The following is a 24,642-nucleotide window of genomic DNA, read 5'->3' as shown; positions in this document are numbered from 1 at the left end:
GCAAGCTCGCTCCTACAAAAGAATGCTTCGGCGTGGGGCCCAGTCCGCTCCCATGCGGAGGTCGGCTTTGCGTAGGAGCGGACTTCGTCCGCGATCGCTCGCCGGCCACGCCTCAGTGTGTGGCAATCCAGATCAGCAACCCCGCCTGAAACACCGCGAACACCGTCAGGCAGGCGATGGTGAAGCGCAGGCTGGTGTCGTCGCGGCGGAAGGTCTCGATGCGCTGTTCCAGTCTTCGGATTTCGTTGGCCTGGGTGGCGAGGTTCTGGTCGGCCTGTTCCAGCATGGAGCCTGCTTCCAGCAATGGGAGTATCTGCACCTTCTCCTTGTGCCAGTCGTCGTACAGCTCGCTGACCCGGCCGACGCTGTAGCGCGCCTTCAGCAGTCGTGAATCCTCGTAGATCACGTCGAAGCCCTGGGCGCGCAGGAAGTGGTCGCGGCGCTGGCGGGCCTCTTCGTTGGGCACATCCTTCATCGCCAGGGCGCCGCCCTCGACGCGATAGTGCGACCACTTCTTTTTCGCCCAGGCTACGCCCTGAGCCAGCAGAAAACGCCCCAGGCCGCGGTTCAGCGGCTCGGTGGCAAAACCTGCGTCGGCACCAAAGCGCACTTCCTTGTTGCGGTGGTCCGCCCAGACCTCCAGCAGGTTCACTTCCTTGCGCAGCACCTGGCCGGGCACCTGAATGGTCAGGCGCAGCAGGCTCTGCTCGGCATTGTGGCGTTCCACCCGGCCGAGTTGCACGAAGCGCAGCGGTCGCGCGCCGGTGGTGCGGTCGGTGGGCAGTGGCGCCAGGCGCAGCAGGCGATAGTGTTCCGGCGCCAGCTCCGCCCACGGGTGCGGGCGGGCAGCGGCGCTCTCGTCGGCGGCGACGGCAATCTGTTCGGCTTCGGTCATGGGGGGCTACCTCGGGGCCTGGTGGGCGTGACCAGGGCTCTCCCGTGGTTTATCGACGCACCGGCGGATTTCTTGAGACGTTCGCTCCAGATTCTGCAAGCGTGCCACCCGGCAGGGTCTGTGCCTGCCGGATGAAAGTCGTGACGCGCTCCACCAGCTCGCGGGCCAGCGGCAGGTTGGGGTTGTTGTAGGAGGCGAGCTGCTGCGGACCGCTGGTCGGAACGATGCGCAGGATGTGGTTCATCCCCGAAATCAGGTGGAAGTCGCTGTCGGGCTTGGCGCGCTTGAGTGCCTGGGCATCCTCGACGCCGACCTGGATGTCGTTGGTGCCCTGCAGGATCAGGGTGGGCAGCTTCAGTTGGGCGAAGGCGTGGGCCGGGTGCTGGCGGAACAGCGAGATCAGGTAGGGCTGCACGCTGGGGCGGAACAGTACGTTCAACGGCTCCGGAACCTTGGGCTGGCGCTGCCCGGCCTGCAGGCTGTCGATCAACTGGTCGGCCTGGGCCAGCAGGGGCGGGGGCAGGCGGCCCTGCAACTGCTCGCGCAGGACCTCGCCGATGGGGCGTGCACTGCCGGCCAGGGAGATCAGTGCCTCGGCGTGGGTGCGTGGCGCGGCGAGGCTGGCAATCAACGCGCCTTCGCTGTGGCCGATGAGAATCTGCCGGCCGAAGCGTGGGTCGTGGGCCAGCTTGTCGCTCCAGGCCACCACGTCGCTGACATAGGCCTCGACGCTGAGCTCTTCCTCGCGTGGCGCCGCCGGCAGGCTGCGGGCTACACCGCGCTTGTCATAGCGCACGCTGGCGATGCCGTTCTCCGCCAGCGCTTCGGCCAGCTTGCGCAGGTAGGCATTCTGCCCGCCCTCGGGATTGTTGCCGTCGCGGTCGGTGGGGCCGGAGCCGGCGATCAGCAGGGCCACGGGCGGGGGGCTCTGGGGCTGGGGCGATCGCGCCTGGGGCAGCAGCATCGTGCCGCGCAGCACGCCGTGGCCTGTATCGAGGTCATAGGGGCGTTGCAGGATGCTGGAGGGGGCGGCCTGGACGAAGGAGGCAAGGAAGATAAGGCAGAGTAGGGCGAGACGGCGCATCGAGGACTTCGCGATGGGGCTGATGGCGCTTTGATCCTCGCGGGCGGCGAAGGTTCGCAGGGCGGATTGACGCAGGTATACTGCTCGGCCTTTTCGAATCCCAGTCTTTTCGCGGAGCCTCGCATGTCCGGCAACACCTACGGCAAGCTGTTCACCGTCACCACCGCTGGCGAAAGCCACGGCCCGGCGCTGGTCGCCATCGTCGACGGCTGCCCGCCCGGCCTGGAGATTTCCCTGGAAGACCTGCAGCGCGACCTGGATCGCCGCAAGCCCGGCACCAGCCGCCACACCACCCAGCGCCAGGAAGCCGACGAGGTGGAAATCCTCTCCGGCGTGTTCGAGGGCAAGACCACCGGCACCCCGATCGGCCTGCTGATTCGCAACACCGACCAGAAGTCCAAGGACTACTCGGCGATCAAGGACCTGTTCCGCCCGGCCCACGCCGATTACACCTACCACCACAAGTACGGTATCCGTGACTACCGTGGCGGCGGCCGTTCCTCTGCCCGCGAGACCGCCATGCGTGTGGCCGCCGGCGCTATCGCCAAGAAGGTCCTGGCGGGCATGGGCATCAGTGTGCGTGGCTACATGAGCCAGCTCGGCCCGATCGAAATTCCCTTCAAGACCTGGGACAGCGTCGAAGACAACGCCTTCTTCAGCCCCGATCCGGACAAGGTGCCGGAGCTGGAGGCGTACATGGACCAGCTGCGCCGTGACCAGGATTCGGTCGGCGCGAAGATCACCGTGGTCGCCGAAGGCGTACCGCCTGGCCTGGGCGAGCCGATCTTCGACCGCCTGGACGCGGAACTGGCCCACGCGCTGATGAGCATCAACGCGGTGAAGGGCGTGGAAATCGGCGCCGGCTTCGCCAGCGTCGCCCAGCGTGGCACCGAACACCGCGATGAGCTGACCCCGGAAGGCTTCCTGTCGAACAACGCTGGCGGCATCCTCGGCGGCATCTCCTCCGGCCAGCCGATTATCGCCCACCTGGCGCTCAAGCCGACCTCCAGCATCACCACCCCCGGTCGTTCCATCGACGTGAACGGCGCCCCGGTGGACGTGATCACCAAGGGCCGCCACGACCCCTGCGTGGGGATCCGTGCCACTCCCATCGCCGAGGCGATGATGGCCATCGTGCTGCTCGACCACCTGCTGCGCCACCGCGCGCAGAATGCCGACGTGAAGGTCGGCACCCCGGTCCTCGGCCAGCTCTGATCGACTCGCGCCCTGCGCGAGCCGCACGGTTCGCGAAGGGCTCGTCGCGCCGCCGATGACGCAGGTTCCCTACTGGCGGCTGTCCAGTTTCTACTTCTTCTACTTCTGCCTGCTGGGCGGAACGGCGCCGTTCCTCGCGCTGTATTTCCATCACCTGGGCTTTTCCAGCGCGCGGATCGGCGAGCTGGTCGCCATCCCCATGCTGATGCGCTGCGTGGCGCCGAACCTGTGGGGCTGGCTGGGCGACCGCAGCGGCCAACGGCTGGCCATCGTGCGCTTTGGCGCGGTGTGCACGGCGGTGTGCTTCGCCGGCATCTTCCTCGGCCACAGTTACGCGTGGCTGGCATTGATCATGGCCGGTCACGCGTTCTTCTGGCACGCGGTGCTGCCGCAGTTCGAAGTGATCACCCTGGCGCACCTGAGCGGGCGCACCGAGAGCTACAGCCGTATCCGCCTGTGGGGCTCCATCGGCTTCATCTGCACCGTGGTCGGCCTGGGCTGGCTGTTCGAGTTCGCCAGCCTGGACGCCTATCCGCTGGCGCTGCTGGCGATCATGCTCGGCATCGTCGGCGCCAGCTGGTGGGTGCCGAATGCCCAGCCGCCGGCACGGCAGGACGAGGCCAGCGCCGGCGGCTTCCTCCAGCAACTGCTCAAACCCGGCGTTCTCGCCTTCTATCTGTGCGTGTGCCTGATGCAGCTGTCCCACGGCCCGTACTACACCTTCCTGACCCTGCACCTGGAGGCGCTCGGCTACGCCCGCGGGCTGATCGGCCAGCTCTGGGCGCTGGGTGTAGTGGCCGAGGTACTGCTGTTCCTGGTCATGCCTCGCCTGCTCAAGCGCTTCTCGCTGCGCCAGGTACTGGTGGCGAGCTTCCTGCTGGCGGCCTTGCGCTGGCTGCTGCTGGGCACGCTGGCCGGACACCTGCTGGTGCTGCTGTTCGCCCAGTTGCTGCACGCCGCGACCTTCGGCAGCTTCCACGCCGCCGCCATTCATTTCGTCCAGCGCAGCTTCCAGGCGCGCCAGCAGGGCCAGGGTCAGGCGCTCTATGCCGCACTGGCGGGAACCGGCGGCGCGCTGGGCGCGCTTTACTCCGGCTACAGCTGGGGTAGCCTTGGCCCTGCCTGGACCTTCGCCATCGCCAGCATTGCCGCGCTGGCCGCCGCCTTCATCATCTGGACCCGTCTGAACGAGGACCCGCATGAACGACACCCGTGAACAGCTGACCCGGCAAATCATCGACGCCGGTCGCTTCCTCTATGGCCGCGGCTGGTCGCCGGCCACCAGTAGCAATTATTCGGCGCGCCTGGCCGCCGACCGCGCGCTGCTCACTGTTTCGGGCAAGCACAAGGGCCAGCTCGGCGAGGACGACGTGCTGGAAACCGACCTCGCCGGCAACAGCCTGGAGCCGGGCAAGAAGCCTTCGGCGGAAACCCTGCTGCACACCCAGCTCTACGCCTGGCGCCCGGAGATCGGCGCGGTGCTGCACACCCATTCGGTGAACGCCACCGTGCTGTCGCGCCTGACCGCCGGCGACCGCCTGGAGCTGGAAGACTACGAGCTGCAGAAGGCCTTCAGCGGCGTCACCACCCATGAAGGCCGCGTGACCGTGCCGATCTTCGACAACGATCAGGACATCGCCCGCCTGGCCGCCAAGGTGCAGCCCTGGCTGGAGGCACATCCGGACTGCCCCGGTTACCTGATCCGCGGCCACGGCCTGTACACTTGGGGCCCACGCATGGCCGATGCCCTGCGCCAGATCGAAGCCTTCGAATTCCTCTTCGAATGCGAACTGAAAGTACTGAGCCTTCGCGGCGGCACGCGCTGAGCGAATCCGGCCCGCTTTTGCGGAAATAGCCCAGAAGGATAACGACCATGAGCAGCCTGACCGTCTACCACGAGTCCAACCCCGAGCAGCCACTGAAGCTGCTGACCCACGCCGAGGACATCGCTTCCACCCTCGGCGAGCTGGGCGTGCGCTTCCAGCGCTGGGCGGCCAACGCCCCGATCGTCCCCGGCGCCAGCCAGGAAGAAGTGATCGCCGCCTACCAGCACGAGATTCGCCGCCTGCAGGAAGAGGAGGGTTACGTCACCGTCGACGTGGTCAGCCTCACCGCCGATCACCCGCAGAAGGACGAATTGCGCGCCAAGTTCCTCGACGAGCACCGCCACGGCGAGGACGAGGTACGCTTCTTCGTCGCCGGCCGCGGGCTCTTCACCCTGCACATCGAGGACCACGTCTACGCCGTGCAATGTGAGAAGAATGACCTGATCTCGGTGCCCGCCGGCACCCGCCACTGGTTCGACATGGGCGAGCGCCCGCACTTCGTCGCCATCCGCCTGTTCAACAACGCCGAGGGCTGGGTTGCGAAGTTCACCGGCGACGAGATCGCCAAGCGCTTTCCGTTGCTGGAAGACTGATCTCCCCGTAGCCGGGGAGGGTGGACTGTTTCCTGCACTTCGTAGGAGCGAGCTTGCTCGCGAACAGTGTTGCCGGCCCACTCGGTTCCATGCGGTTCGCGAGCAAGGACTGGGCGCCCCCCTCGGTCCTACATGTCATCCCGCCTGGGTTAAAGGCGGGTTTTTGGAGTTTCCATGTCCATCAAAGCCATCCTCACCGACATCGAAGGCACCACCAGCGCGGTCAGCTTCGTCTTCGACGTGCTCTTCCCTTATGCCGCCGCGCACCTGCCGGACTACGTGCGTGAGCACGCCGCCGATCCCGCCGTGGCTGAGCAGCTCGCCGCCGTGCGTGCCGACAGTGGCGAGGCGAACGCGGATACCGAACGCTGTATCGAAATCCTCCTCGGCTGGATCGCCGAAGACCGCAAGGCCACGCCGCTCAAGGCGCTGCAGGGTATGGTCTGGGAGCAGGGCTACCGCGCCGGCCAGCTCAAGGGCCACGTCTACCCGGACGCTGTTGACGCGCTGCGCCACTGGCACGCCGAGGGCTACCAGCTGTACGTCTATTCCTCCGGCTCGATCCAGGCGCAGAAACTGATCTTCGGCTGCTCCGAGGCTGGCGACCTGTCGCCGCTGTTCTCCGGCTTCTTCGACACCACCAGCGGGCCCAAGCGCGAGGCCGAGTCCTACCAGCGCATCGCCGCCGCCATCGGCCTGCCGGGCGAGGAAATCCTCTTCCTCTCCGACGTGGTTCAGGAACTGGACGCCGCACAGCAGGCCGGCCTGCAGACCATCGGCCTGGCCCGCGAGGGCGGCGTGCTGGAAGGCCACGACACGGTGGCCAGCTTTGCGGTGATCGACCCGGCCCGCGTCTGAGCCTAACCGTTGGCCCATGCCCGTGCCGTTGTGGCACGGGCGGCTATGCTGATCAAGCCGACATTCTCCTGGAAGGATCTTCCATATGGGCTCGACCCTGAGTGGCCTGATCAGCCTGATTATCTTTGCCCTGGATATCTGGGCGATCATCAACGTAGTGAAAAGCAACGCCGAGATGCCGATGAAGATCATCTGGATCCTGGTGATCGTCATCCTGCCGGTGCTGGGCCTGATCATCTGGGCGGTGGCGGGCCCGCGGGGGAATGTGAAGATCTAGCGCTCCCTGCAGGAGCGGGCGCTGCCCGCGATCCGTCGGCAGGGCCGCGACGATTTCTTTTGCTCTGCTGTAATAGGTCTGCTGCGTGGGCTCGGGTGTTTCTGCGCCGCATCGGCGTGCGCGGATGTCTCCCTGGAATCGATGTAAAAGCCAGGGCAAGAGCTGCCGAATTGGTGCTCTTCGTAGGAGCGAGCTTGCTCGCGAATCGCCCCGCGCGGGTGTTTCCGTCAATCGAACCGGTAATGCATCCGCACACAACCCGGCTCGATGACCTTGGCCGACAGCAGCGTCGGCGACACCCGCAGCCCGCTGGCGGGGAACAGCGGAAATCCGCCGCCGATGATCTCCGGCATCACATAGATTTCCAGCTCATCCAGCGCCCCGCGCTCCAGGAAGGCCATCTGCAGCTGGCCGCCGCCGAGCATCCACACGTCGCCATCGTCCAGTGCGCGCAGTTCCGCGATCAGTGCCTCGACATCGCTGCGAGTTTCCAATGGGCCCTTGGGTTGCTCAATAGGACGCGAAGTCACTACTACAACCCGCTGTTCGGCGTACGGCCAGGGGCCTGGGTCGGCCGCGAGGAAGTCGTAGGTCGCGCGGCCCATGACCACGGTGCCAATGCGCTGGAGGAATAAGTTGTAGTCATGTTCCCCCAGCTTGAGCTGGTCATGCTTGAACAACCAGTCCAGCCCGTGTTCTGGGGTGGCGATGAAGCCGTCGAGGCTGCTGGCGATGTAGCCGAGAATCCTGGCCATCCTGGGTCTCCTTGGGTAATCTGCGCACCAATATATAAATGAATGTTCATTTATAAAAGAGGGTGGCATGGCTCGAACCAAGACGGTGAGCGACGAAGCGATACTCGACGCCGCCATGGCGCTGATGGTGCGGGAGGGGCCGGAGGCGGTCACTTTCGCTGCCGTGGGCCGCGAGGTCGGGCTGTCCGCCGCGACGCTGGTGCAGCGGCATGCAACCAAGGCTGAGTTCCTCCGTGCCGTTCTGTTGCGCGCCTGGGACCAACTGGATACGCAGACCGCGCGCCTCGACGAGAGCGCCGAGCTGAGCCCCGAGGGCGCGGTGCGGATGCTGGTGGCGATGTTCCCGGTGGGAGAGGGCGAGACCGACTACGCGGAGGGGTTGCTGATCCTGCGCGAAGACATGCGTGATCCGCTGTTGCGCGAACGGGGGGCACAGTGGGGCGTCGCGCTGGCCAAGGCGTTGGGGCGGCGGTTGAGTGACGATCCGCAGCGGCAACCGGTACTCGGCCGGCTGATGGCCAGCCAATGGCAGGGAGCGCAGCTGTGGTGGGCTTTCGAGCGCCAGGGCGATCCGGCCAGTGCCATCGGCGAAGAGTTGCGCCGCTGGTGTGATGTCATGCTGAAGGCGGAAAGGGTTGCGGGATAAGGCGCCGGGATGGAAACTCGTTCGATGCATTACTGCCTGATCGAAACAGACCTCGGCTGGTTCGGGCTCGCCTGGAGCCCGGAAGGAATCACGCGTGCCTATCTGCCGGGCGACTCCGTACATAGCGTGCGCGAGCGCTTCGACAAGCTCGGCAGTGAGACCGCCCACTGGCCGGCGTTCATCGACGAGGCGCGCCGGCTGATCCTGAGTTATGCACGGGGCGAGGCAGTGTCCTTCGACGCGCTGCCGCTGGACCTGTCGGGGCAAAGCGATTTCCACCGCCGTGTCTACGACGACATTCTCCAGCTCGGTCGCGGCGAGACCACGACCTACGGCGAGATCGCCCGGCGTCTGGGCGATGTTGGCTTGTCCCGCGCGGTGGGGCAGGCGATGGGTTCCAATCCGATTCCGCTGATCATTCCGTGCCACCGCGTGCTCGCCAGCGGCGGCAAGACCGGCGGTTTCTCCGCGCCGGGCGGTAGCTCCTCGAAGATGCGCATGCTGGCGCTGGAGGGCTACGAGGACCCGCAGGCGGCGCAGACCGCCTTCGATTTCTAGGCCGGAGCTCTCGGGTCGGACTGCCAGGCCGACTCCAGCGCGCCTTCCAGGCGCAGCAGCAGTTCCTTGCGTGGCAGGCCGCCGGCATAGCCGGTGAGGCTGCCGTTGCTGCCGATCACCCGGTGGCACGGGACGATGATGCTGATGGGGTTGGCGCCGTTGGCCGCGCCCACCGCGCGGATCGCCTTGGGCCGGCCGATGCGTCGTGCGAGTTCCGCGTAGACGGTGGTGTAGCCGTAGGGAATCTCCAGCAGCGCCTGCCAGACCTGGCGCTGGAACTCGGTGCCTTCGGTATTGAGGCGCACATCGAAACGCTGGCGCTTGCCGGCGAAGTACTCGTCCAGCTGGCGCGCCACATCGTCCAGCAGCGGGCTGCCTTCGTGCCAGTCCGGCTGCGGGTAATGGCGGACTTCCAGGTCCATGTAGAGCATACGCAGGCCGCGCTCGTCGCCGGCCAGCAGCAGGCGGCCGGTGGGGCTGTCGTGGTAGCGGTAGTGCATGGTCATCCTCCGGTGCGGCCGGCCTGGGAATAGGCGTGCCACAGATAGACGGCGGCATAGGCGCGCCACGGCCGCCAGGCTTCGGCGCGGCGTTGCAGCTCGCGGGCAGTGATGCCTTCTGCGCCCCAGACCGGTGACTTGAGCAGGCCCAGGTCGGCGGCGGGGAAGGCGTCCGGATCGCCGAAGGCGCGCAGGGCGACGTACTCGGCGGTCCAGGGGCCGATGCCGGGGAGGGCGCAGAGGCGCTTCACCAGGTCCTCGGCGCCGTCTTCCATGTGCAAGGCCAGCGCGCCGCTGGCGCAGGCGGCGGAAAAGCGCTGCAGGGTCTCGACGCGCTTGCCGGGCATGCCGATGCCGGCGAGGTCGGCTTCGGCCAGGGCCTCGGGGGTGGGAAACAGACGGGTCGGCTGGTCTTCGACGTCGCCGGGCAGCGCTTCGCCCAGGCGCTGCACCAGCCGCCCGACGATGGTTACCGCAGCTTTCACCGTGACCTGTTGGCCGACGATGGCGCGCACGGCCTGCTCGAACGGGTCGAACGCGGTGGGCAAGCGCAGGCCGGGAGCCTGCAGCAGGAGTGGCCCGAGGACGGTGTCACCGCCCAGGTGCGCGGCGATGTGGGCGGGATTGCTGTCCAGGTCGAACATCTTGCGCGCCCGCGCCGTCAGCGCTTCGGCATGGGCGGCCGGCAGGTGCAGTTCCAGTTCCAGCTCGGCGCGGTCCTCCACGGGGGCCACGCTGAACCAGCCGCTATCCGCCCCCAGCCGCACGCTGCGGGCATAGCGCCGGGGCGACAGGCATTCGACGCCAGCCAGGCTGCGCAGGGCAAAGTGGTCGTGGAACTGCTGCCAATCCCAGGGCGCGTGGTAGGACAGGCGGATGATCCGGGGGGCGGGGGCTGTGCTTTTCATGCAGCGACCTTACCTGTTGCGCGCCGGGCTGTCCTCCCGCGCCTGACTTTCAAACTGGCGTGGTCGGGCTCCTTACAGGGAGCGCGCCGACGGCAGGGTTCGACCTGTCATCTTCCGGCACGTAGAATGCGCGCCTCTTTCGGGGCGGCCCGGCCGTCCCCTCCTAGTGTCTTGTCCCGACGGGAGCCCACTGCATGCACGATTACCAGGAAACCCTCTACGACGGCTATGGCCAGCGTTTCAGCGTCGACAGGATGCTCCACGAGGTGCGCACCGAGCACCAGCACCTGGTGATCTTCGAGAACGCCTGCATGGGCCGCGTGATGGCGCTGGACGGAGTGATCCAGACCACTGAGGCCGACGAGTTCATCTACCACGAGATGCTCACCCACGTGCCGATCCTCGCCCATGGCGCGGCCAAGCGCGTGCTGATCATCGGCGGTGGTGACGGTGGCATGCTGCGCGAGGTGTCCAAGCACGCCAGCGTCGAGCACATCACCATGGTCGAGATCGATGGCACCGTGGTCGACATGTGCAAGGAATTCCTGCCCAATCATTCCCAGGGTGCGTTCGACGATGCACGCCTGAACCTGGTGATCGACGACGGCATGCGCTTCGTCGCCACCACCACGGAGAAGTTCGACGTGATCATCTCCGACTCCACCGATCCGATCGGTCCGGGCGAAGTGCTGTTCTCGGAAAACTTCTACCAGGCCTGCCACCGCTGCCTGAACGAGGGTGGTGTGCTGGTGACCCAGAACGGTACGCCTTTCATGCAGCTGGACACCGTGCGCAACACCGCCGGCCGGATGAACGGCCTGTTCGCCGACTGGCACTTCTACCAGGCGGCCGTGCCGACCTACATCGGCGGCTCGATGACCTTCGCCTGGGGCTCGACCAACCCGGCGCTGCGCAAGGTCGATGCGGGCACCCTGGCCCAGCGCTTCGCCGCCAGTGGCATCCAGACCCGCTACTACAACCCGGCCATCCACCAGGGCGCCTTCGCCCTGCCGCAGTATGTGCTGCAGGCCATCGGCAAGCCGGCCAACGACTGATACAGCGCTGCCCGTCGTGTTTATCGCGCGGCGGGCAGGGGCGCAATGCCCGACATTCCCGCCCATCGGGACATTTTCTTCACATGCCGTCCGGCACTCTGCCCGCCGTCAGGCGGTCCCACCTGCGCCGGTTCTCGCTCGCATCATCTCGAAACGAATACCCGCTCAGGCTTAATGTCCGCTTAAGGCGCGCACAATAGAATGCGACGCCGCTGCTTTTGCGGTGTAATGCCGCAGCCTTTCGCGCTCGCGCGGGCAAGTCATTCTGCCCGGCCATGGCGACGCTCCTTCGAACCCTGAACGTTCACAACGGAACCAAGAAATGGGCCAATCAGAAGTCCTGACCAACCGCCAGACCGGTGCGAGCCTCACGCGGCCCACCGTGTCCAGCCACCTGGCGTTCACCGCGCTCAGCGTCCTTGCGCTGATGGTGATGTTCTCCCTGCTGCGCGTGGCGCTGCTCGTCTATAACCGCGAGCTGATCGGCAGCACCCCGGCGTCCACCTTCGTCGAAGCCTTCATCACCGGCATGCGTTTCGACATTCGCGCCGTGGTCTACATCGTCGCCCCGCTGGTCTTCGCCATCGCGAGCGTGCGTGCCATGGGCTGGCGCTGGCTGTGGAAGACCTGGCTGACCATCGCCGCGAGCATCACGCTGTTCCTCGGCGTGCTGGAGATGGACTTCTACCGTGAATTCCACCAGCGCCTGAACAGCCTGGTGTTCCAGTACATGTCCGAAGACCCGAAGACGGTCATGAGCATGATCTGGTACGGCTACCCGGTGGTTCGCTACCTGTTGGCCTGGGCCTTTGCCACCTGGCTGCTGTACCTGGTGTTCCGTGGCATCGACCGCGCGACCCGTCCGGATGCTTCCGGTCCGTCCGCCGCCGCCTGGTATCTCCGCGTGGCCGTGATGCTGGTGGTGATCGTGGTCTGCGTGGTCGCTGCCCGCGGTACCCTGCGTCAGGGCCCGCCGCTGCGCTGGGGCGACGCCTTCACCACGGATTCGATGTTCGCCAACCAGCTGGGCCTGAACGGCACCCTGAGCCTGATCAAGGCTGCCGAAAGCCGCTTCCTGTCCGAAGACCGCGACAACATTTGGAAAGCCACCCTGCCGGTGGACCAGGCACGCGATGTGGTGCGCCAGATGCTGGTGATGCCGGACGACAAGCTGGTCGACGCCGATGACGCCGCCGTGCGCCGTGACTACACCCCGCCGGCCGATGGCACGCTGCCGATCAAGAACGTCGTGGTGATCCTCATGGAAAGCTTCGCCGGCCACTACGTCGGTGCGCTGGGCGGCAAGGGCGATATCACCCCTTACTTCGACAAGCTGAGCAAGGAAGGGCTGCTGTTCACCCAGTACTTCTCCAACGGTACCCACACCCACCAGGGCATGTTCGCCACCATGGCGTGCTTCCCCAACCTGCCGGGCTTCGAGTACCTGATGCAGACGCCTGAGGGCGGCCACAAGTTCTCCGGCCTGCCGCAGCTGCTGTCGGCGCGCAAGTTCGAGGACGTCTACGTCTACAACGGCGACTTCGCCTGGGACAACCAGTCCGGCTTCTTCGCCAACCAGGGCATGACTTCGTTCATCGGCCGTAACGACTTCGTCAATCCGGTGTTCTCCGACCCGACCTGGGGTGTGTCCGACCAGGACATGTTCGCCCGCGGCAACGAGGAACTGGACAAGCTCGCAGCCACCGGCAAACCGTTCTATGCCCTGCTGCAGACCCTGTCCAACCACGTGCCTTACGCACTGCCGAAAGACCTGCCGGTGGAGCGCGTGACCGGTAACGGCAGCCTCGACGAGCACCTGACGGCCATGCGTTATTCCGACTGGGCGCTGGGGCAGTTCTTCGAGAAGGCGAAGAAATCGCCGTACTACAAGGACACCCTGTTCGTGGTCGTCGGCGACCATGGTTTCGGCAGCCCCGAGCAGCTGACCGAGATGGACCTGTTCCGCTTCAACGTGCCGCTGCTGCTGGTGGCACCGGGCATCCAGGAGAAGTTCGGCGCGACCCGCGACACTGTCGGCACCCAGATCGACATCGTGCCGACCATCATGGGTCGCCTGGGCGGTGAAGTGCGCCACCAGTGCTGGGGTCGCGACCTGCTGAACCTGCCGGCTGGCGACAAGGGTATCGGCGTGATCAAGCCGTCGGGTAGTGAGCAGGTGGTCGCCGTGATTTCCGGTAACCGCATCCTGATCCGTCCGAAGGAAGGCGATATTCGCGTCTACGACTACAAGCTGGGCAGCGACTTTGGCGTGAAGCGCGTGGACGGCGCCGCCGACCAGGAAAGCCTGCGCGTGCGCCTGGAGTCGTTCATCCAGACCGCGACCAAGAGCCTGCTGGACAACACCGCTGGCGTGGTGGACGGCAAGCCTGACGTGAAGTAATCGCGCAGTCAGTGAAAAGGGGCCTTCGGGCCCCTTTTTTCATGGGCGAGGGTTTGCCTTCTGTAGGAGCGAGCTTGCTCGCGAACCGCTCTGGCCTGGTGGTCTGGGAGTTGTTCGCGAGCAGGCTCGCTCCTACAGAAAACGCCGGGCCAGAGGGCTTGGTGTCGGAATGGACGACAGAATCTTCAGTAAGAAGAGGTTATAAAGTAAGACCACATCGGTCTAATGGATTATAAGAAAAGTCAGTATCCTCCCGGCCACACCACGAGGTGATCGTTTCGCCAGTCAGGACGCGTAGATGGATTTCGGCAATATCGGGTTTGTAGTCGCGGGTCTTGTCGTAGGCTTTATCGTTGGAATGACCGGTGTCGGTGGCGGTTCGCTGATGACGCCGATTCTGCTCTGGTTCGGTATCAACCCCGCCGCCGCGGTGGGCACCGACCTGCTCTATGCCGCCATCACCAAGTCCGGCGGCGTCCTGGTCCACCGCAAGAACGACAACATCGACTGGCGCATCACCGGCTGGCTGGCCTTGGGCAGCGTCCCGGCAGCGGCGCTGACGCTGCTGTTCCTGCATAGCTTGCACACCGATACCGCGGCGATGAACGCGGTAATCAAGAACGCCCTGGGCGTCGTGCTGCTGCTCACCGCCCTGGCCGTGCTGTTCAAGAAGCAGGTGCTGGCCTTCGCCCAGCGTCATGCCGGCGACAGCTTCCACTTCAGCGGCCCCCGACTGAATACCCTGACCGTGATCACCGGCGCCATCCTCGGCGGCATGGTTGCGCTGACGTCCATTGGCGCCGGTGCCCTGGGTACCGTGGCGCTGTTCATCCTTTATCCCTTCCTCGCCACCCGCCGTCTGGTGGGCACCGAGATCGCCCACGCCGTACCGCTCACCCTGGTCGCCGGCCTCGGCCACGCCAGCATGGGCAACATGGACTGGGGCCTGCTCGGTTACCTGCTGATCGGCTCGCTGCCGGGCATCTACATCGGCAGCCACCTGGCCGGGCGTATTCCGGACGGCGTGCTGCGCCCGTGCCTGGCGATCATGCTGGCGATGATCGGCTACAAGCTGGTCTTCTAAGCTCGCTTCTCGAGACGGCTCAGCCGCTGCGGAAACGCCCTGGCGTCACGCCCTTCCACCGGCGGAAGGCGTGGATGAAGTTTGACACCTCGCCATAGCCGAGCCGCTCGGCAATCTCCTCCAGGCGAATCGCCCCGGTGGCCAGCAACTCCTCGGCCAGCGCTTGGCGCACCTCATCCAGCAGGGCACGATAGCTGCTGTCCTCGGCCTCCAGCCGGCGTCGCAGCGTGCGTGAGGTCATGTGCAGTTCGTCCGCCAGTTGCTCCATGTCCGGCAGCCGTCCCGGCGTGCCCAGCAGGCGATCGCGAATCTGCCCGGACAGCCCGGTGCGTATCTGCCGGCGAGCGAGCAGGGCGCGGCATTGTTCCTCGCAGCGCCGCGCTACTTCCGGGTTGGCGCCGGGAAGGGGCAATTCAAGAATGCGGCTGTCAAAGACGATGCGGTTCTCCGCCTGGCCGAAGAGCGGCGTTACCCCCAATTCATCGATGTAGGGCTGCAGGTCGGCCGGTGCTTCGCGGCGAAACAGCGCCTGGCGGATCGGCGGCGGCTGGTTGGTGAGGTCGCGCTGGATGCGCAGCACACCGCCACCGTCGCGGTCGATGAGGAAGTCGCGCAGGTCTTCCGGCACGGCGGAGTCATCCAGCACCAGGTGCGCCTCGCCGTCGTGTTCCTCCAGCGTCATGCGGTGAAACGCGTAGGTCAGGTCGAGGTAGCGCAGGCCCAGGTGCGCCGCGCTGAGGAAGGTCGAGCTGCTGAGCATCGCGAAGCCCCAGATGCCGTAAGTATTGAGGTGATAGCGCAGCCCGGCCTTGAGCCCGATGCCTGGGCGCTGGCCGATTTGCCGGTTGATGTTGCGCAGCAACTCCAGTTCCTGGATCGCGTCGACTTCCGCACCCGGGTCGGCGAGCACGCCGATGTCCAGGCCAGTGCCGTCCAGGCACTGCTCCAGGGTCATGCCGTGGTCGAGGGCGAACTGGGTCATGAGCTGCACGCTGATGGCGCTGCGGCGGGGCGACCAGGGTGGAGTGGCGGGCATCGGAACCTCGGATGTCAGGATGACCGAAAATCAGGGGTGACCGAAAGTCACAATTTTCTGTCCGACTATGCCATAACCCGTGGCGGGAAGTCGCACTAGGATGGTGTCATCCGCCGCTGTGCGGACTTCGAAACCGGGAGCACAACAATGACAACACCATCCCGTCGATCGGCCGCCCCGCGCGTGCTGATCATCGGCGCCGGCTTCGCCGGCCTGGGCCTGGCGATCCGCCTGCAGAAAGCCGGCATCCAGGACTTCCTGATCCTCGAGAAGGCTGCCGACGTCGGCGGCTGCTGGCGCGAGAACGTCTATCCAGGCGCTGCCTGCGATGTGCCTTCACACCTGTATTCCTTCTCCTTCGAACCCAAGGCTGACTGGTCGCGCAAATTCGCGCCCCAGGCGGAAATCCTCGAGTACGCGCGGCACTGCGCCGACAAGTACCGTTTGCGCGAACGTATCCGCTTCAACTGCGAAGTGAGCGAGGCCAGCTTCGACGAAGCGGCCGGTGAGTGGCAGGTGACCTGCGCTGACGGCGAGGAGCTGCGCGCCCAGTCGCTGGTGTGCGGCCTCGGCCAATTGAGCCGTCCGCTGATCCCGAAGCTGCCAGGCATCGAGCGTTTCCAGGGCAAGGCCTTTCACTCCGCGCAGTGGGACCACCAAACGCCGCTGGACGGCAAGCGTGTCGCGGTGGTCGGCACCGGCGCCAGCGCCATCCAGTTCGTCCCGCAGATTGCGCCGAAGGTGGCTGAGTTGTTGCTGTTCCAGCGCAGCGCCGCCTATGTGATTCCCAAGCCGGACCGTCCCTACGCCGACTGGGAACGCCGTATCAAGTCGCGCCTGCCCTGGCTGCAACGCCTGGATCGAGGCCTGAAGTACATCCAGCACGAGGCGCGGGCGCTGGCCTTCACCGTGTTCCCGCCAATGATGAAATTCATGCGGATCAGCTTCCACCTGCACATGCGCAAAAGCATCAGCGACCCGCAGCTGCGTGCTCGGTTGCAGCCGGACTATCCCATGGGCTGCAAGCGCATCCTGATCAGCAACGACTACTACCCGGCATTGGCGCGCAGCAATGTGAAGCTGGTGGATACCGGCATACGCGAGGTCACCGAGGACGCCATCGTGACCCGCGACGGGGTACGCCACCCGGTGGATACGATCATTTACGGTACCGGTTTCGCCGCCACCGAGTTCCTCGCGCCGATGCGTATCACCGGCCTGGGCAGGCGCGAACTGAACCAGGCCTGGAGCGACGGCGCCGAGGCTTACAAGGGCATCAGCGTCAGCGGTTTCCCCAACTTCTTCATCCTCTATGGGCCGAACACCAACCTGGGGCACAACTCCATCATCTACATGCTGGAGAGCCAGTTCCCCTATGTGCTCGGCTGCCTGCAACGGATCCAGCGCGAGGGCCTGAAGTACCTGGACCTCAAGCCACAGGCGCAGCAGGGCTTCAACCGCCAGTTGCAGCACGACCTGCAGCACACCATCTGGGAGCGCGGTTGCAGCAGTTGGTACAAGACCGCAAGCGGCCGCAATACCGTGAACTGGCCGGGCTTCACCTTCCGCTACCGCCAACAGACCCGTCAGCCGGAGTTCGCCGACTATGACTGCATCCGTTGAACCCCAGGTGCCGCTGTCGACCCGTCAGAAACTGCTGACGGCCATCCTGCGCGGCACGCTCAACCTGCTGTTCCGTGGGCTGATGGGCCCGCAATTGCCGGTAAAGGCGCAGCGCGCCCTGTTACGCGGACTGACCGCCGCAACGCTGACGCCCCGTGGCGTACGTAGTGAGCAGACGACCCTGGGCGGCGTGCCCGCCGAAGTCTGGCGGCCGGAAGCGGTGAGCGAGGGCAGGGTGATCCTTTACCTGCACGGCGGCGCCTACCTGGTCGGCTCGCCGGCCACGCACCGGGCGATCACCGCCAACCTGGCACGGCGCTGCAAGGCCGAGGTCTGGGTGATCGACTACCGCCTGGCCCCCGAGCACCGCTTCCCTGCCCAGCGCGAGGACGCCGTAGCGGCTTATCGTGCATTGCTCGACAAGGGCATCCCCGCACCAACCATCGCGGTAGCCGGAGACTCCGCCGGCGGCCACCTGACCCTGCAGTTGGCGCTGGAAGCCAAGGCGCTGGGCCTGCCAATGCCAGGTGCGCTGGTCACTTTCTCGCCGGTGACCGATCTCTCCGGCGAGCATTTGCACGCCCCGGCGGCGGGCGATCCGCTGATCACCCGCGCCTGGATGGACAGCGCCATGGAGATGTTCTGCCCGCCCGACGTGCCCCGCGCGGACGCCCAGTTGTCGCCGCTGCACGCTGATCTCAGCGGCCTGCCGCCGCTGCTGATCCAGGTTGGCGAGGACGAGGTATTGCGCAACGACAGCCTGCGATTCGTCGATGCGGCACGGCGTTACGGCAACACCGTGCAACTGCAGCGCTTTCCCGGCTGCTGGCATGTGTTCCAGGCTCACGCCGGCCTGCTGGACGTGGCCGACCGTGCCTTGCAGGACGTCGCCCATTTTGTCGCCAGCCATCTACAGGTCGGCCCCTTGCAAGGAGTGCAGCGATGAACACCATTCTGATCAGCGGGGCGGCCTCGGGCATCGGCGCCGCCACCGCGAAACTGTTTCATCAGCGCGGCTGGCGCGTTGGCCTGATCGACCTCAATCCCGAACCGCTGGCGGCACTGGCTGCCGAGCTCGGCGGCGCCTGGCAACGGGCGCTGGACGTCACGGACGCCGAGGCTGTGACGGCGGCGGTGCGCGGATTCGCCGACGCACACGACGGCCATCTGCGCCTGCTGTTCAATTGCGCGGGCATCCTGCGTTTCGGCCGCTTCGAGGACATCAGCCTTGCCGAGCACAACCGCATCATCGCCATCAACGTGCAGGGCGTACTCAATTGCTGCTACGCCGCGCTGCCGTACCTCAAGCGCACGCCGGGCGCGCAGGTGCTGAACATGGGCTCGGCGTCCGGGCTCTATGGTGTGCCGCAGATGGCCAGTTATTCGGCCTCGAAGTTCGCCGTGCGCGGGCTGACCGAGGCGCTGGAGCTGGAGTGGCGCGAGCTGGGCATTCGCGTCGCCGACCTGATGCCACCGTTCGTGCGCACGCCGATGGTCGCCAGCCAGACCTTCGAACCGCCGGTGCTGCGCCGCCTGGGCGTCACCCTGGTGGCTGAGGATATTGCCCAGGCCGCGTGGCGGCAGGCTCAGAGCGGCGGCGTGCATCGGCCCATTGGCGCAATGTTCCGCGCGATGTACTGGTCCGGCCAGCTGTCGCCACCGGCGATCAACCGTTGGGTGATGGCCTGGCTCAGCCGTGCCTGAGTAGACTGGAGGGGCGGCGAAGGAGGCCGTCCCATGCAGCGAAATCCGGAACCCCAGCCTTCGGCCTGGCAGCGCGTGCTGCAGGACATCACTTCACCCTTCGACCGCATCAGTGAGATGACCTATGGGGTGATCATGACCCTGACCATCATCTCGGTGATTTCCGCCGCCAGCGGCGGGGCCAGCCGACAGGATCTGATCGTCGCTGCACTGGGTTGCAACCTGGCCTGGGGGCTGGTGGACGCGATGATGCTACTGGTGCGCCTGCGGGTCGAGCGGGTGCATCGGCACGGCCGCCTGCGAGCCCTGCGCAGGACGTCCAGTGATATCGATTTTCGCGAGGGCCTCGACGAGTTCCTGCCGCCGCGGCTGGTGGCTGCGCTGCAACCAGACGAGGTCTGGCGACTGCGCCAGCGGCTGATGCGCTCGGACCTGGGTACCGGGCAATTGCGTCATGGCGGAGCGGAAATCTGGCTGGCGGCGCTGCTGATCGTGCTGCTGGTCAGCGGCATCACGCTGCCGCTGATCCTGCCGCTGTGGCTGGTGCCAGATGATCTGCTGGCGCTGCGCCTGGCCCAGGGTATCGGCGTGGTCATGCTGTTCGGCTTGGGCTGGCTGCTCAGTCGCTGGTCCGGCGACTCACCCTGGCCGGGGGCGCTGGGTTTCATGGCGCTGGGCGTGGCCATGACAGGCCTGTGCATAGCGTTGGGCGGCTAGCGACGCGGGATGGCGCCTTTCTGCCGCCCGTCGCCGCCGAACGGCGCGAAGCGCCAAAGGAGCGGCAGGTCGCGAGCTCAGGCGCTACTCTGAGAAATGTGGCCGGGACATTTCCGCGGCGCCATTCGTCGCGTTCGGCGGAGTTGGCCACCATTTCGGGGGACGTTGCGTCATTTGACGTTTCCCGGCGGCACACTGAAGTGCCCGGAATACGCCCTTGCAGGGCGTGTTCGTTGGCGGGGAATACACTCTGAACGTCTCGACAGGAGGTGCGTACCATGGAAAAGCCCCTCTCGGAGGATATCAGCGTCAACGTGTTGCGCCGGATGAAGGAAGGTGGCTTCGATTTCGCACGCATTCATCCCATCGACTTTTTCGCCATCTTTTCCGATGAACAGAACGCCCGCAAAGCTGCCCGGCAGTTTCGCGGCGAGTCGCTGAGAACCCAGGTCGAAGCCCGCGATGACGGCGGCTGGAGCCTGCAGATCAGCAAGGTGATGTTCGCCACCCATGCCGCCATCGGCGATTTCGAACACGACCTTGAGGAAGTCGTGGTGCCACTGGGCGGAATTCTCGATGGTTGGGGCGTGACCCAGGAGGTCACCTCCCTGCGTTGATCGCAACACGTCGTTGAGCCGTCGCGCGACGGCCGATCTTCTACCCGCGCTCTTTACCCGTAAGAATGAAAATGCGCGCTGTCGCCAGCAGTGACGGCGCGCCTTTTTTCGCCTGGGCAACGGCGCCTGCGCGGCAGCCGTGCAAGGACAAGCTTGCGGACACGCCAGGTTTCTTCATCGCCACCGATGCGGCAGACTGCCGCGCGGAGGTGACCATGACCGATATCCTGATCCTGACCCACGTCGATTTCTGCCCGCCCGGCCACCTGGGCGCGGTGCTCGACCGTCTGCAACTGCCGTTCGATGTGCTTCGCGTCGATCTGGGCGAGCTGGAAGGCTATGACCTGGAGCGGCCCAAAGCGGTGGCCATCATGGGCGGGCCCATGAGCGTGAACGACGACCTGCAGTGGCTGCGTGACGAGATCGCCGCGATCCGCCGCTTCATCGAGCGCGACGTGCCGATGATCGGCCACTGCCTGGGCGGCCAGTTGCTGGCCAAGGCGCTGGGCGCCGACATCCACCGCCTGCCGTACACCGAACTGGGCTGGCAGCCGATGCGCCGCCAGGAAGCGCAGAGCCCGTGGCTGGCGCACCTGCCGGATGAATTCCCGATCTACCAGTGGCACGGCGACACCTTCGACATTCCCGAAGGTGCCACCCGCGTGCTGTCCAGCCCCTGGTGCGTGAACCAGGCGTTCAGCTATGGCGAGCGCATCCTCGGCCTGCAGGGGCATCCGGAGATGACCGAAGAACTGGTCAGTGATTGGGTCAACGGTTTCCCGGAGTACCTCGATCCGAGCCAGCCGAGCCAGGAAAGCGCCGAGGTGATGCTCGATGGCCTGCCGCAGCGGGTCGCGGCGATGAACCAGGTGGCGGAGGGGTTCTACCGCCATTGGTTGAAGCTGGCCGGGTTGATCTGATCCGGCGATCTTTGCGGCGCTGGGATATCGCGGACGGAGTCCGCTCCTACAGGTCAGGTTCACGCCGTAGGGCGTACAACCGTTTGCGGTTGTACGCCGGTGCCGCGACTCAGTGCTTGAACATGATGTGCCGCGCCACGGTGTAGTCCTCCAGGCCGTACATGGACAGGTCCTTGCCGTATCCGGACTGCTTGAAGCCGCCGTGGGGCATCTCGCTGCACAGCATGAAGTGGGTGTTCACCCAGGTGCAGCCGTACTGCAGCCGCGCGGCCACCCGTGAGGCGCGGCCGACATCCTTGGTCCACACGGACGAGGCGAGTCCGTAGTCGGAGTCGTTGGCCCAGCGCACGGCTTCGTCCGCATCGCTGAACGGCGTCACCGACACGACCGGGCCGAACACTTCGCGGCGGACGATCTCGTCGTCCTGCTGGGCGTTGGCCACCACCGTGGGTTCGTAGAAGAAGCCCTTGCCGCTGACCACCTTGCCGCCGGTAGCGATCTGGATATGCGGGCTGGCCTTGGCACGCTCGACAAAGCCGGAGACGCGGTCGCGCTGGGCCGCGGTGATCAGCGGGCCGAGTTCGGTATTCGGGTCATTCTGCAAACCCGTCTTGAGGCTCGCTACCGCGCTGGCGAGATCCGCGACGAAGTTGTCGTAGACCTTCTTGCCGGCGTAGATACGGCACGCGGCGGTGCAATCCTGCCCGGCGTTGTAGAAGCCGAAGGTGCGGATGCCGGCAATCACGTCCTCCAGGTCGGCGTCGTCGAACACGATCACCGGGGCCTTGCCGCCCAGCTCCATGTGCAGGCGCTTCACGCTGTCGGCGGCGCTCTTGATGATGGCCTTGCCGGTGCCCACCGAGCCGGTCAGCGAGACCATGCGCACCAGATCATGGCTGACCATCGGGGCGCCCACGCTCGGGCCGCGACCGAAGACCATGTTCACCACGCCGGCGGGGAACAGCTCGGCGATGAATTCGGCGACGCGCAGGGCGGTCAGCGGTGTCTGTTCGGAAGGCTTGAGCACCACGCAGTTACCGGCGGCCAGGGCCGGGCCGAGTTTCCACGCGGCCATCATCAGCGGGTAGTTCCAGGGCGCGATGGAGGCGACCACGCCCACCGGGTCGCGGCGAATCATCGAGGTGAAGCCGGGCAGGTACTCGCCGGCGGCGGAGCCGGGCAGTACGCGGCAGGCGCCGGCGAAGAAACGGAACACATCGGCGATGGCCGGGATCTCGTCATTCAGCGCGGCGGCATAAGGCTTGCCGCAGTTGTCCGATTCCAGCTTCGCCAGTTCCTCGGCGTGCTCCTCGATACGGTCGGCCAGGCGCAGCAGGAGCATGGCGCGGTCTTTCGGCGCAGTCTGCGACCAGCCGTCGAATGCAGCGTCGGCGGCGCGCACCGCGGTGTCCACCTGTGCTTCGCTGGCTTCGGCGATCTGACCGATCACTTCGCCCGTGGCGGGATTGAGGACGTCCAGCTTCGTGCCTTCGCCGGCGACGAACTGGCCGTTGATGAGTAGTTTGGTTTGCATGGGGGCTCCTCTCGTCAGTGGGGGTTCCCTCTCCCCAGCCCTCTCCCTGAAGGGAAAGGGAGCTTTTCGTGCCGGCTGAAACCGTGGTTTCCTCCTGCGCCGATCCAGTCCCCTCTCCCTTCAGGGGGAGGGTTAGGGAGGGGGCGCATGGCACAAGGTCATTTGCCACTCCCCGCCACATCACTGGTCCCGCGTGTGAGGTAGTACGCGCCGAGGATCGGCAGCATGGTGGCGAGCATCACCAGCATGGCCACGACGTTGGTGACAGGCACGTCGCGCGGGCGGGTCAGTTGGTTGAGCAGCCACAGCGGCAGGGTGCGCTCGTGGCCGGCGGTGAAGGTGGTGACGATGATCTCGTCGAACGACAGGGCGAAGGCCAGCATGCCGCCAGCCAGCAGCGCCGTGGCGATGTTCGGCAGGATGATGTAGCGGAAGGTCTGCCAGCCGTCGGCGCCCAGGTCCATGCTCGCCTCGATCAGGCTGAAGGATGTGCGGCGGAAGCGGGCGATCACATTGTTGTAGACGATCACCACGCAGAAGGTCGCGTGGCCGATGACGATGGTCAGGAAGCCTGGCTCGATCCCCAGTGTCTTGAATGCCGAGAGCAGGGCGATACCGGTGATGATGCCGGGCAGGGCGATGGGCAGGATCAGCATCAGCGAGATGCTCTCCTTGCCGAAGAAGTCGCGGCGGTACAGCGCACCGGCGGCAAGGGTACCGAGGATCATGGCGATCAGCGTGGCCACGCAGGCGATCTTTACCGACAGCCAGATGGCATCGAGCACATCGCCGCGGCCGAAGGCGATGCTGAACCACTTCAGCGTGAAGCCCTGCAGCGGGAAGCTGTAGGCCGACTCCTCGGTGTTGAAGGCGTAGAGCAGGATCACCAGGATCGGGAAGTGCAGGAATACCAGCCCGCCCCAGGCCGCCAGGCGCAGGAACCAGGAGGGGCGATCGGTGGAGTGGGCATCAGAGCGCATCGAAGGCCCCCAGCCGTTTGGCGATGGACAGGTAGACGGCAATCAGCACGATGGGCACCAGGGTGAAGGCCGCCGCCAGCGGCATGTTGCCCACCGCGCCTTGCTGGACGTAGACCATGGTGCCGATGAACAGCCCGCTGGGGCCCACCAGTTGCGGGATGATGAAGTCGCCCAGGGTCAGGCTGAAGGTGAAGATCGAGCCGGCCACCACGCCGGGGAAGGCCAGCGGCAGGATCACCTGGAAGAAGGTCTGCCGGGGATGCGCGCCGAGGTCCGCCGAGGCCTGCAGCAAGGAAGGCGGCAGGCGCTCCAGGGCCGCCTGGATCGGCAGGATCATGAACGGCAGCCAGATGTAGGTGAATACCCAGAAGCGTCCGATGTGCGAAGTCGACAGGGTGTTGCCGCCCACGCCGGGCACTTCCAGCAGCAGGTCCAGCAGGCCGAGCAGATGCAGATGTTCGATTACCCAGTAGAGGATGCCGCCTTTGGCGAGGATCACCGTCCAGGCGTAGGCCTTGACGATGTAGCTGGCCCACATCGGCAGCATCACCGCAATGTAGAAGAAAGCCTTCTCCTTGGGTCCGGCATAGCGCGCCATGTAGTAGGCAATGGGGAAGGCGAGGATCGCGCTGGCCACCGAGACGGTAATTGCCATGCTGAAGGTGCGCAGGACAATGTCGTAGTTGGCCGGGTTGAACAGCGCCTTGTAGTTGGCCAGGGTCAGGTCCGGCGTCACCGCCATGGTGAAGTCATCGAAGGTGTAGAAGCTCTGCCAGAGCAGGGCGAACAGCGAGCCGATGTAGATCACCCCGAACCACAACAGCGGTGGGATCAGCAGCATCAGCAGGTAGAGCGT

At 65.8% G+C, this 24,642-nt stretch carries 26 protein-coding genes; 17 read left to right on the top strand and 9 right to left on the bottom strand.

Translation table 11 applies throughout. The features are described from left to right. Nucleotides 1–112: 112 nt before the first annotated feature. Together AC2T4A_RS24475 and AC2T4A_RS24470 are read right to left on the bottom strand one after the other, a co-directional pair. Nucleotides 113–895: a hypothetical protein gene (locus tag AC2T4A_RS24475; protein ID WP_478379006.1), complete on the bottom strand. Its 783-nt coding sequence runs from the start codon at nt 893–895 to the stop codon at nt 113–115. Between the two features lie 49 nt (nt 896–944). Then, complete coding sequence (locus AC2T4A_RS24470; RefSeq protein WP_486742014.1) at nt 945–1,979, bottom strand: alpha/beta hydrolase; 1,035 nt, start codon at nt 1,977–1,979, stop codon at nt 945–947. A 123-nt stretch (nt 1,980–2,102) separates the two neighbouring features. Here AC2T4A_RS24470 and aroC point away from each other — a divergent pair, with 123 nt between their 5' ends. The 6 genes from aroC (at nt 2,103) to AC2T4A_RS24440 (ending at nt 6,748) form a co-directional block, all read left to right on the top strand. Further along, nucleotides 2,103–3,194: a chorismate synthase gene (aroC, locus tag AC2T4A_RS24465; RefSeq protein ID WP_416746529.1), complete on the top strand. Its 1,092-nt coding sequence runs from the start codon at nt 2,103–2,105 to the stop codon at nt 3,192–3,194. A gap of 55 nt (nt 3,195–3,249) precedes the next feature. Continuing rightward, nucleotides 3,250–4,410 carry an MFS transporter gene (locus tag AC2T4A_RS24460; protein ID WP_486742013.1) on the top strand — a complete coding sequence of 387 codons (1,161 nt, stop codon included), beginning with the start codon at nt 3,250–3,252 and terminating at the stop codon, nt 4,408–4,410. Next, nucleotides 4,394–5,020 carry a methylthioribulose 1-phosphate dehydratase gene (locus AC2T4A_RS24455; protein WP_486742012.1) on the top strand — a complete coding sequence of 209 codons (627 nt, stop codon included), beginning with the start codon at nt 4,394–4,396 and terminating at the stop codon, nt 5,018–5,020. Before AC2T4A_RS24460 ends, AC2T4A_RS24455 begins: the two co-directional genes overlap by 17 nt. A gap of 47 nt (nt 5,021–5,067) precedes the next feature. Next, entirely contained in the window at nt 5,068–5,613 is a 546-nt protein-coding gene (locus tag AC2T4A_RS24450; protein ID WP_024765430.1) for a 1,2-dihydroxy-3-keto-5-methylthiopentene dioxygenase, read from the top strand. Nucleotides 5,614–5,787: 174 nt separating this feature from the next. Then, nucleotides 5,788–6,471, top strand: coding sequence for an acireductone synthase (mtnC, locus tag AC2T4A_RS24445; protein ID WP_478379002.1), 684 nt, complete (start codon nt 5,788–5,790; stop codon nt 6,469–6,471). 85 nt (nt 6,472–6,556) lie between these two features. After that, nucleotides 6,557–6,748, top strand: coding sequence for a PLDc N-terminal domain-containing protein (locus AC2T4A_RS24440; protein WP_416746537.1), 192 nt, complete (start codon nt 6,557–6,559; stop codon nt 6,746–6,748). Between the two features lie 227 nt (nt 6,749–6,975). On the opposite strand, the gene AC2T4A_RS24435 is transcribed toward AC2T4A_RS24440, so the two are convergent. After that, on the bottom strand, nt 6,976–7,503 hold the full coding sequence (locus tag AC2T4A_RS24435; RefSeq protein WP_486742011.1) for a dihydrofolate reductase family protein: 528 nt from the start codon (nt 7,501–7,503) through the stop codon (nt 6,976–6,978). Between the two features lie 67 nt (nt 7,504–7,570). Between AC2T4A_RS24435 and AC2T4A_RS24430 the strand changes: the two genes are divergently transcribed. Next, the gene (locus tag AC2T4A_RS24430; RefSeq protein WP_486742010.1) at nt 7,571–8,149 is read left to right on the top strand and encodes a TetR family transcriptional regulator; all 579 of its coding nucleotides are present in this window, start codon (nt 7,571–7,573) and stop codon (nt 8,147–8,149) included. Between the two features lie 24 nt (nt 8,150–8,173). Then, complete coding sequence (locus AC2T4A_RS24425; RefSeq protein WP_416746543.1) at nt 8,174–8,707, top strand: methylated-DNA--[protein]-cysteine S-methyltransferase; 534 nt, start codon at nt 8,174–8,176, stop codon at nt 8,705–8,707. On the opposite strand, the gene AC2T4A_RS24420 is transcribed toward AC2T4A_RS24425, so the two are convergent. Further along, a complete protein-coding gene (locus tag AC2T4A_RS24420) occupies nt 8,704–9,207 on the bottom strand; it encodes a methylated-DNA--[protein]-cysteine S-methyltransferase (protein ID WP_486742009.1) in 504 nt (167 codons plus the stop codon). The two genes, AC2T4A_RS24425 and AC2T4A_RS24420, sit on opposite strands and share 4 nt — an antisense overlap. Nucleotides 9,208–9,209: 2 nt before the next feature. Further along, entirely contained in the window at nt 9,210–10,115 is a 906-nt protein-coding gene (locus tag AC2T4A_RS24415; RefSeq protein WP_486742008.1) for a DNA-3-methyladenine glycosylase family protein, read from the bottom strand. Between the two features lie 194 nt (nt 10,116–10,309). On the opposite strand from AC2T4A_RS24415, the gene speE reads away from it, so the two are divergent. The 3 genes from speE (at nt 10,310) to AC2T4A_RS24400 (ending at nt 14,655) form a co-directional block, all read left to right on the top strand. Then, nucleotides 10,310–11,170 (top strand): polyamine aminopropyltransferase, encoded by an 861-nt coding sequence (gene speE / locus AC2T4A_RS24410; protein ID WP_486742007.1) that lies wholly within the window; start codon nt 10,310–10,312, stop codon nt 11,168–11,170. A gap of 322 nt (nt 11,171–11,492) precedes the next feature. After that, nucleotides 11,493–13,571 (top strand): LTA synthase family protein, encoded by a 2,079-nt coding sequence (locus AC2T4A_RS24405; RefSeq protein WP_416746551.1) that lies wholly within the window; start codon nt 11,493–11,495, stop codon nt 13,569–13,571. Nucleotides 13,572–13,869: 298 nt separating this feature from the next. Then, nucleotides 13,870–14,655, top strand: a complete 786-nt coding sequence (locus tag AC2T4A_RS24400) for a sulfite exporter TauE/SafE family protein (RefSeq protein WP_169887878.1) — start codon at nt 13,870–13,872, stop codon at nt 14,653–14,655. Between the two features lie 19 nt (nt 14,656–14,674). On the opposite strand, the gene AC2T4A_RS24395 is transcribed toward AC2T4A_RS24400, so the two are convergent. Then, nucleotides 14,675–15,691 carry an AraC family transcriptional regulator gene (locus AC2T4A_RS24395; protein WP_486742006.1) on the bottom strand — a complete coding sequence of 339 codons (1,017 nt, stop codon included), beginning with the start codon at nt 15,689–15,691 and terminating at the stop codon, nt 14,675–14,677. Between the two features lie 147 nt (nt 15,692–15,838). Between AC2T4A_RS24395 and AC2T4A_RS24390 the strand changes: the two genes are divergently transcribed. The 6 genes from AC2T4A_RS24390 (at nt 15,839) to AC2T4A_RS24365 (ending at nt 21,272) form a co-directional block, all read left to right on the top strand. After that, complete coding sequence (locus AC2T4A_RS24390) at nt 15,839–17,314, top strand: flavin-containing monooxygenase (RefSeq protein ID WP_486742005.1); 1,476 nt, start codon at nt 15,839–15,841, stop codon at nt 17,312–17,314. Then, nucleotides 17,298–18,260, top strand: a complete 963-nt coding sequence (locus AC2T4A_RS24385) for an alpha/beta hydrolase (protein WP_486742004.1) — start codon at nt 17,298–17,300, stop codon at nt 18,258–18,260. Before AC2T4A_RS24390 ends, AC2T4A_RS24385 begins: the two co-directional genes overlap by 17 nt. Then, nucleotides 18,257–19,018: an SDR family oxidoreductase gene (locus tag AC2T4A_RS24380; protein ID WP_416746559.1), complete on the top strand. Its 762-nt coding sequence runs from the start codon at nt 18,257–18,259 to the stop codon at nt 19,016–19,018. The genes AC2T4A_RS24385 and AC2T4A_RS24380 overlap by 4 nt, the downstream gene beginning before the upstream one ends. Nucleotides 19,019–19,051: 33 nt before the next feature. Further along, nucleotides 19,052–19,735, top strand: coding sequence for a hypothetical protein (locus AC2T4A_RS24375; RefSeq protein ID WP_486742003.1), 684 nt, complete (start codon nt 19,052–19,054; stop codon nt 19,733–19,735). Between the two features lie 278 nt (nt 19,736–20,013). Continuing rightward, entirely contained in the window at nt 20,014–20,352 is a 339-nt protein-coding gene (locus AC2T4A_RS24370) for a ribonuclease E inhibitor RraB (RefSeq protein ID WP_024765445.1), read from the top strand. Nucleotides 20,353–20,567: 215 nt separating this feature from the next. After that, the gene (locus tag AC2T4A_RS24365; protein ID WP_486742002.1) at nt 20,568–21,272 is read left to right on the top strand and encodes a type 1 glutamine amidotransferase; all 705 of its coding nucleotides are present in this window, start codon (nt 20,568–20,570) and stop codon (nt 21,270–21,272) included. Between the two features lie 109 nt (nt 21,273–21,381). On the opposite strand, the gene AC2T4A_RS24360 is transcribed toward AC2T4A_RS24365, so the two are convergent. From AC2T4A_RS24360 to AC2T4A_RS24350, 3 genes are all read right to left on the bottom strand, one after another. After that, complete coding sequence (locus AC2T4A_RS24360) at nt 21,382–22,806, bottom strand: gamma-aminobutyraldehyde dehydrogenase (RefSeq protein WP_486742001.1); 1,425 nt, start codon at nt 22,804–22,806, stop codon at nt 21,382–21,384. Between the two features lie 158 nt (nt 22,807–22,964). Then, on the bottom strand, nt 22,965–23,786 hold the full coding sequence (locus AC2T4A_RS24355; protein WP_416746567.1) for an ABC transporter permease: 822 nt from the start codon (nt 23,784–23,786) through the stop codon (nt 22,965–22,967). Next, nucleotides 23,776–24,627 carry an ABC transporter permease gene (locus tag AC2T4A_RS24350; protein WP_478379038.1) on the bottom strand — a complete coding sequence of 284 codons (852 nt, stop codon included), beginning with the start codon at nt 24,625–24,627 and terminating at the stop codon, nt 23,776–23,778. The genes AC2T4A_RS24355 and AC2T4A_RS24350 overlap by 11 nt, the downstream gene beginning before the upstream one ends. Nucleotides 24,628–24,642: the final 15 nt, after the last annotated feature.

The organism is Pseudomonas sp. PVC-3-1 (assembly GCF_057444315.1).
This window is presented reverse-complemented; position numbering and strand designations above follow the sequence as displayed.

What these genes read in the sequence shown, in the direction of transcription:
- AC2T4A_RS24475 (WP_478379006.1), bottom strand. Translation starts at nt 895, where the DNA reads ATGACCGAAGCCGAACAGATTGCCGTCGCCGCCGACGAGAGCGCCGCT.
- AC2T4A_RS24470 (WP_486742014.1), bottom strand. Translation starts at nt 1,979, where the DNA reads ATGCGCCGTCTCGCCCTACTCTGCCTTATCTTCCTTGCCTCCTTCGTC.
- aroC (WP_416746529.1), top strand. Translation starts at nt 2,103, where the DNA reads ATGTCCGGCAACACCTACGGCAAGCTGTTCACCGTCACCACCGCTGGC.
- AC2T4A_RS24460 (WP_486742013.1), top strand. Translation starts at nt 3,250, where the DNA reads ATGACGCAGGTTCCCTACTGGCGGCTGTCCAGTTTCTACTTCTTCTAC.
- AC2T4A_RS24455 (WP_486742012.1), top strand. Translation starts at nt 4,394, where the DNA reads ATGAACGACACCCGTGAACAGCTGACCCGGCAAATCATCGACGCCGGT.
- AC2T4A_RS24450 (WP_024765430.1), top strand. Translation starts at nt 5,068, where the DNA reads ATGAGCAGCCTGACCGTCTACCACGAGTCCAACCCCGAGCAGCCACTG.
- mtnC (WP_478379002.1), top strand. Translation starts at nt 5,788, where the DNA reads ATGTCCATCAAAGCCATCCTCACCGACATCGAAGGCACCACCAGCGCG.
- AC2T4A_RS24440 (WP_416746537.1), top strand. Translation starts at nt 6,557, where the DNA reads ATGGGCTCGACCCTGAGTGGCCTGATCAGCCTGATTATCTTTGCCCTG.
- AC2T4A_RS24435 (WP_486742011.1), bottom strand. Translation starts at nt 7,503, where the DNA reads ATGGCCAGGATTCTCGGCTACATCGCCAGCAGCCTCGACGGCTTCATC.
- AC2T4A_RS24430 (WP_486742010.1), top strand. Translation starts at nt 7,571, where the DNA reads ATGGCTCGAACCAAGACGGTGAGCGACGAAGCGATACTCGACGCCGCC.
- AC2T4A_RS24425 (WP_416746543.1), top strand. Translation starts at nt 8,174, where the DNA reads ATGCATTACTGCCTGATCGAAACAGACCTCGGCTGGTTCGGGCTCGCC.
- AC2T4A_RS24420 (WP_486742009.1), bottom strand. Translation starts at nt 9,207, where the DNA reads ATGCACTACCGCTACCACGACAGCCCCACCGGCCGCCTGCTGCTGGCC.
- AC2T4A_RS24415 (WP_486742008.1), bottom strand. Translation starts at nt 10,115, where the DNA reads ATGAAAAGCACAGCCCCCGCCCCCCGGATCATCCGCCTGTCCTACCAC.
- speE (WP_486742007.1), top strand. Translation starts at nt 10,310, where the DNA reads ATGCACGATTACCAGGAAACCCTCTACGACGGCTATGGCCAGCGTTTC.
- AC2T4A_RS24405 (WP_416746551.1), top strand. Translation starts at nt 11,493, where the DNA reads ATGGGCCAATCAGAAGTCCTGACCAACCGCCAGACCGGTGCGAGCCTC.
- AC2T4A_RS24400 (WP_169887878.1), top strand. Translation starts at nt 13,870, where the DNA reads ATGGATTTCGGCAATATCGGGTTTGTAGTCGCGGGTCTTGTCGTAGGC.
- AC2T4A_RS24395 (WP_486742006.1), bottom strand. Translation starts at nt 15,691, where the DNA reads ATGCCCGCCACTCCACCCTGGTCGCCCCGCCGCAGCGCCATCAGCGTG.
- AC2T4A_RS24390 (WP_486742005.1), top strand. Translation starts at nt 15,839, where the DNA reads ATGACAACACCATCCCGTCGATCGGCCGCCCCGCGCGTGCTGATCATC.
- AC2T4A_RS24385 (WP_486742004.1), top strand. Translation starts at nt 17,298, where the DNA reads ATGACTGCATCCGTTGAACCCCAGGTGCCGCTGTCGACCCGTCAGAAA.
- AC2T4A_RS24380 (WP_416746559.1), top strand. Translation starts at nt 18,257, where the DNA reads ATGAACACCATTCTGATCAGCGGGGCGGCCTCGGGCATCGGCGCCGCC.
- AC2T4A_RS24375 (WP_486742003.1), top strand. Translation starts at nt 19,052, where the DNA reads ATGCAGCGAAATCCGGAACCCCAGCCTTCGGCCTGGCAGCGCGTGCTG.
- AC2T4A_RS24370 (WP_024765445.1), top strand. Translation starts at nt 20,014, where the DNA reads ATGGAAAAGCCCCTCTCGGAGGATATCAGCGTCAACGTGTTGCGCCGG.
- AC2T4A_RS24365 (WP_486742002.1), top strand. Translation starts at nt 20,568, where the DNA reads ATGACCGATATCCTGATCCTGACCCACGTCGATTTCTGCCCGCCCGGC.
- AC2T4A_RS24360 (WP_486742001.1), bottom strand. Translation starts at nt 22,806, where the DNA reads ATGCAAACCAAACTACTCATCAACGGCCAGTTCGTCGCCGGCGAAGGC.
- AC2T4A_RS24355 (WP_416746567.1), bottom strand. Translation starts at nt 23,786, where the DNA reads ATGCGCTCTGATGCCCACTCCACCGATCGCCCCTCCTGGTTCCTGCGC.
- AC2T4A_RS24350 (WP_478379038.1), bottom strand. Translation starts at nt 24,627, where the DNA reads ATGCTGCTGATCCCACCGCTGTTGTGGTTCGGGGTGATCTACATCGGC.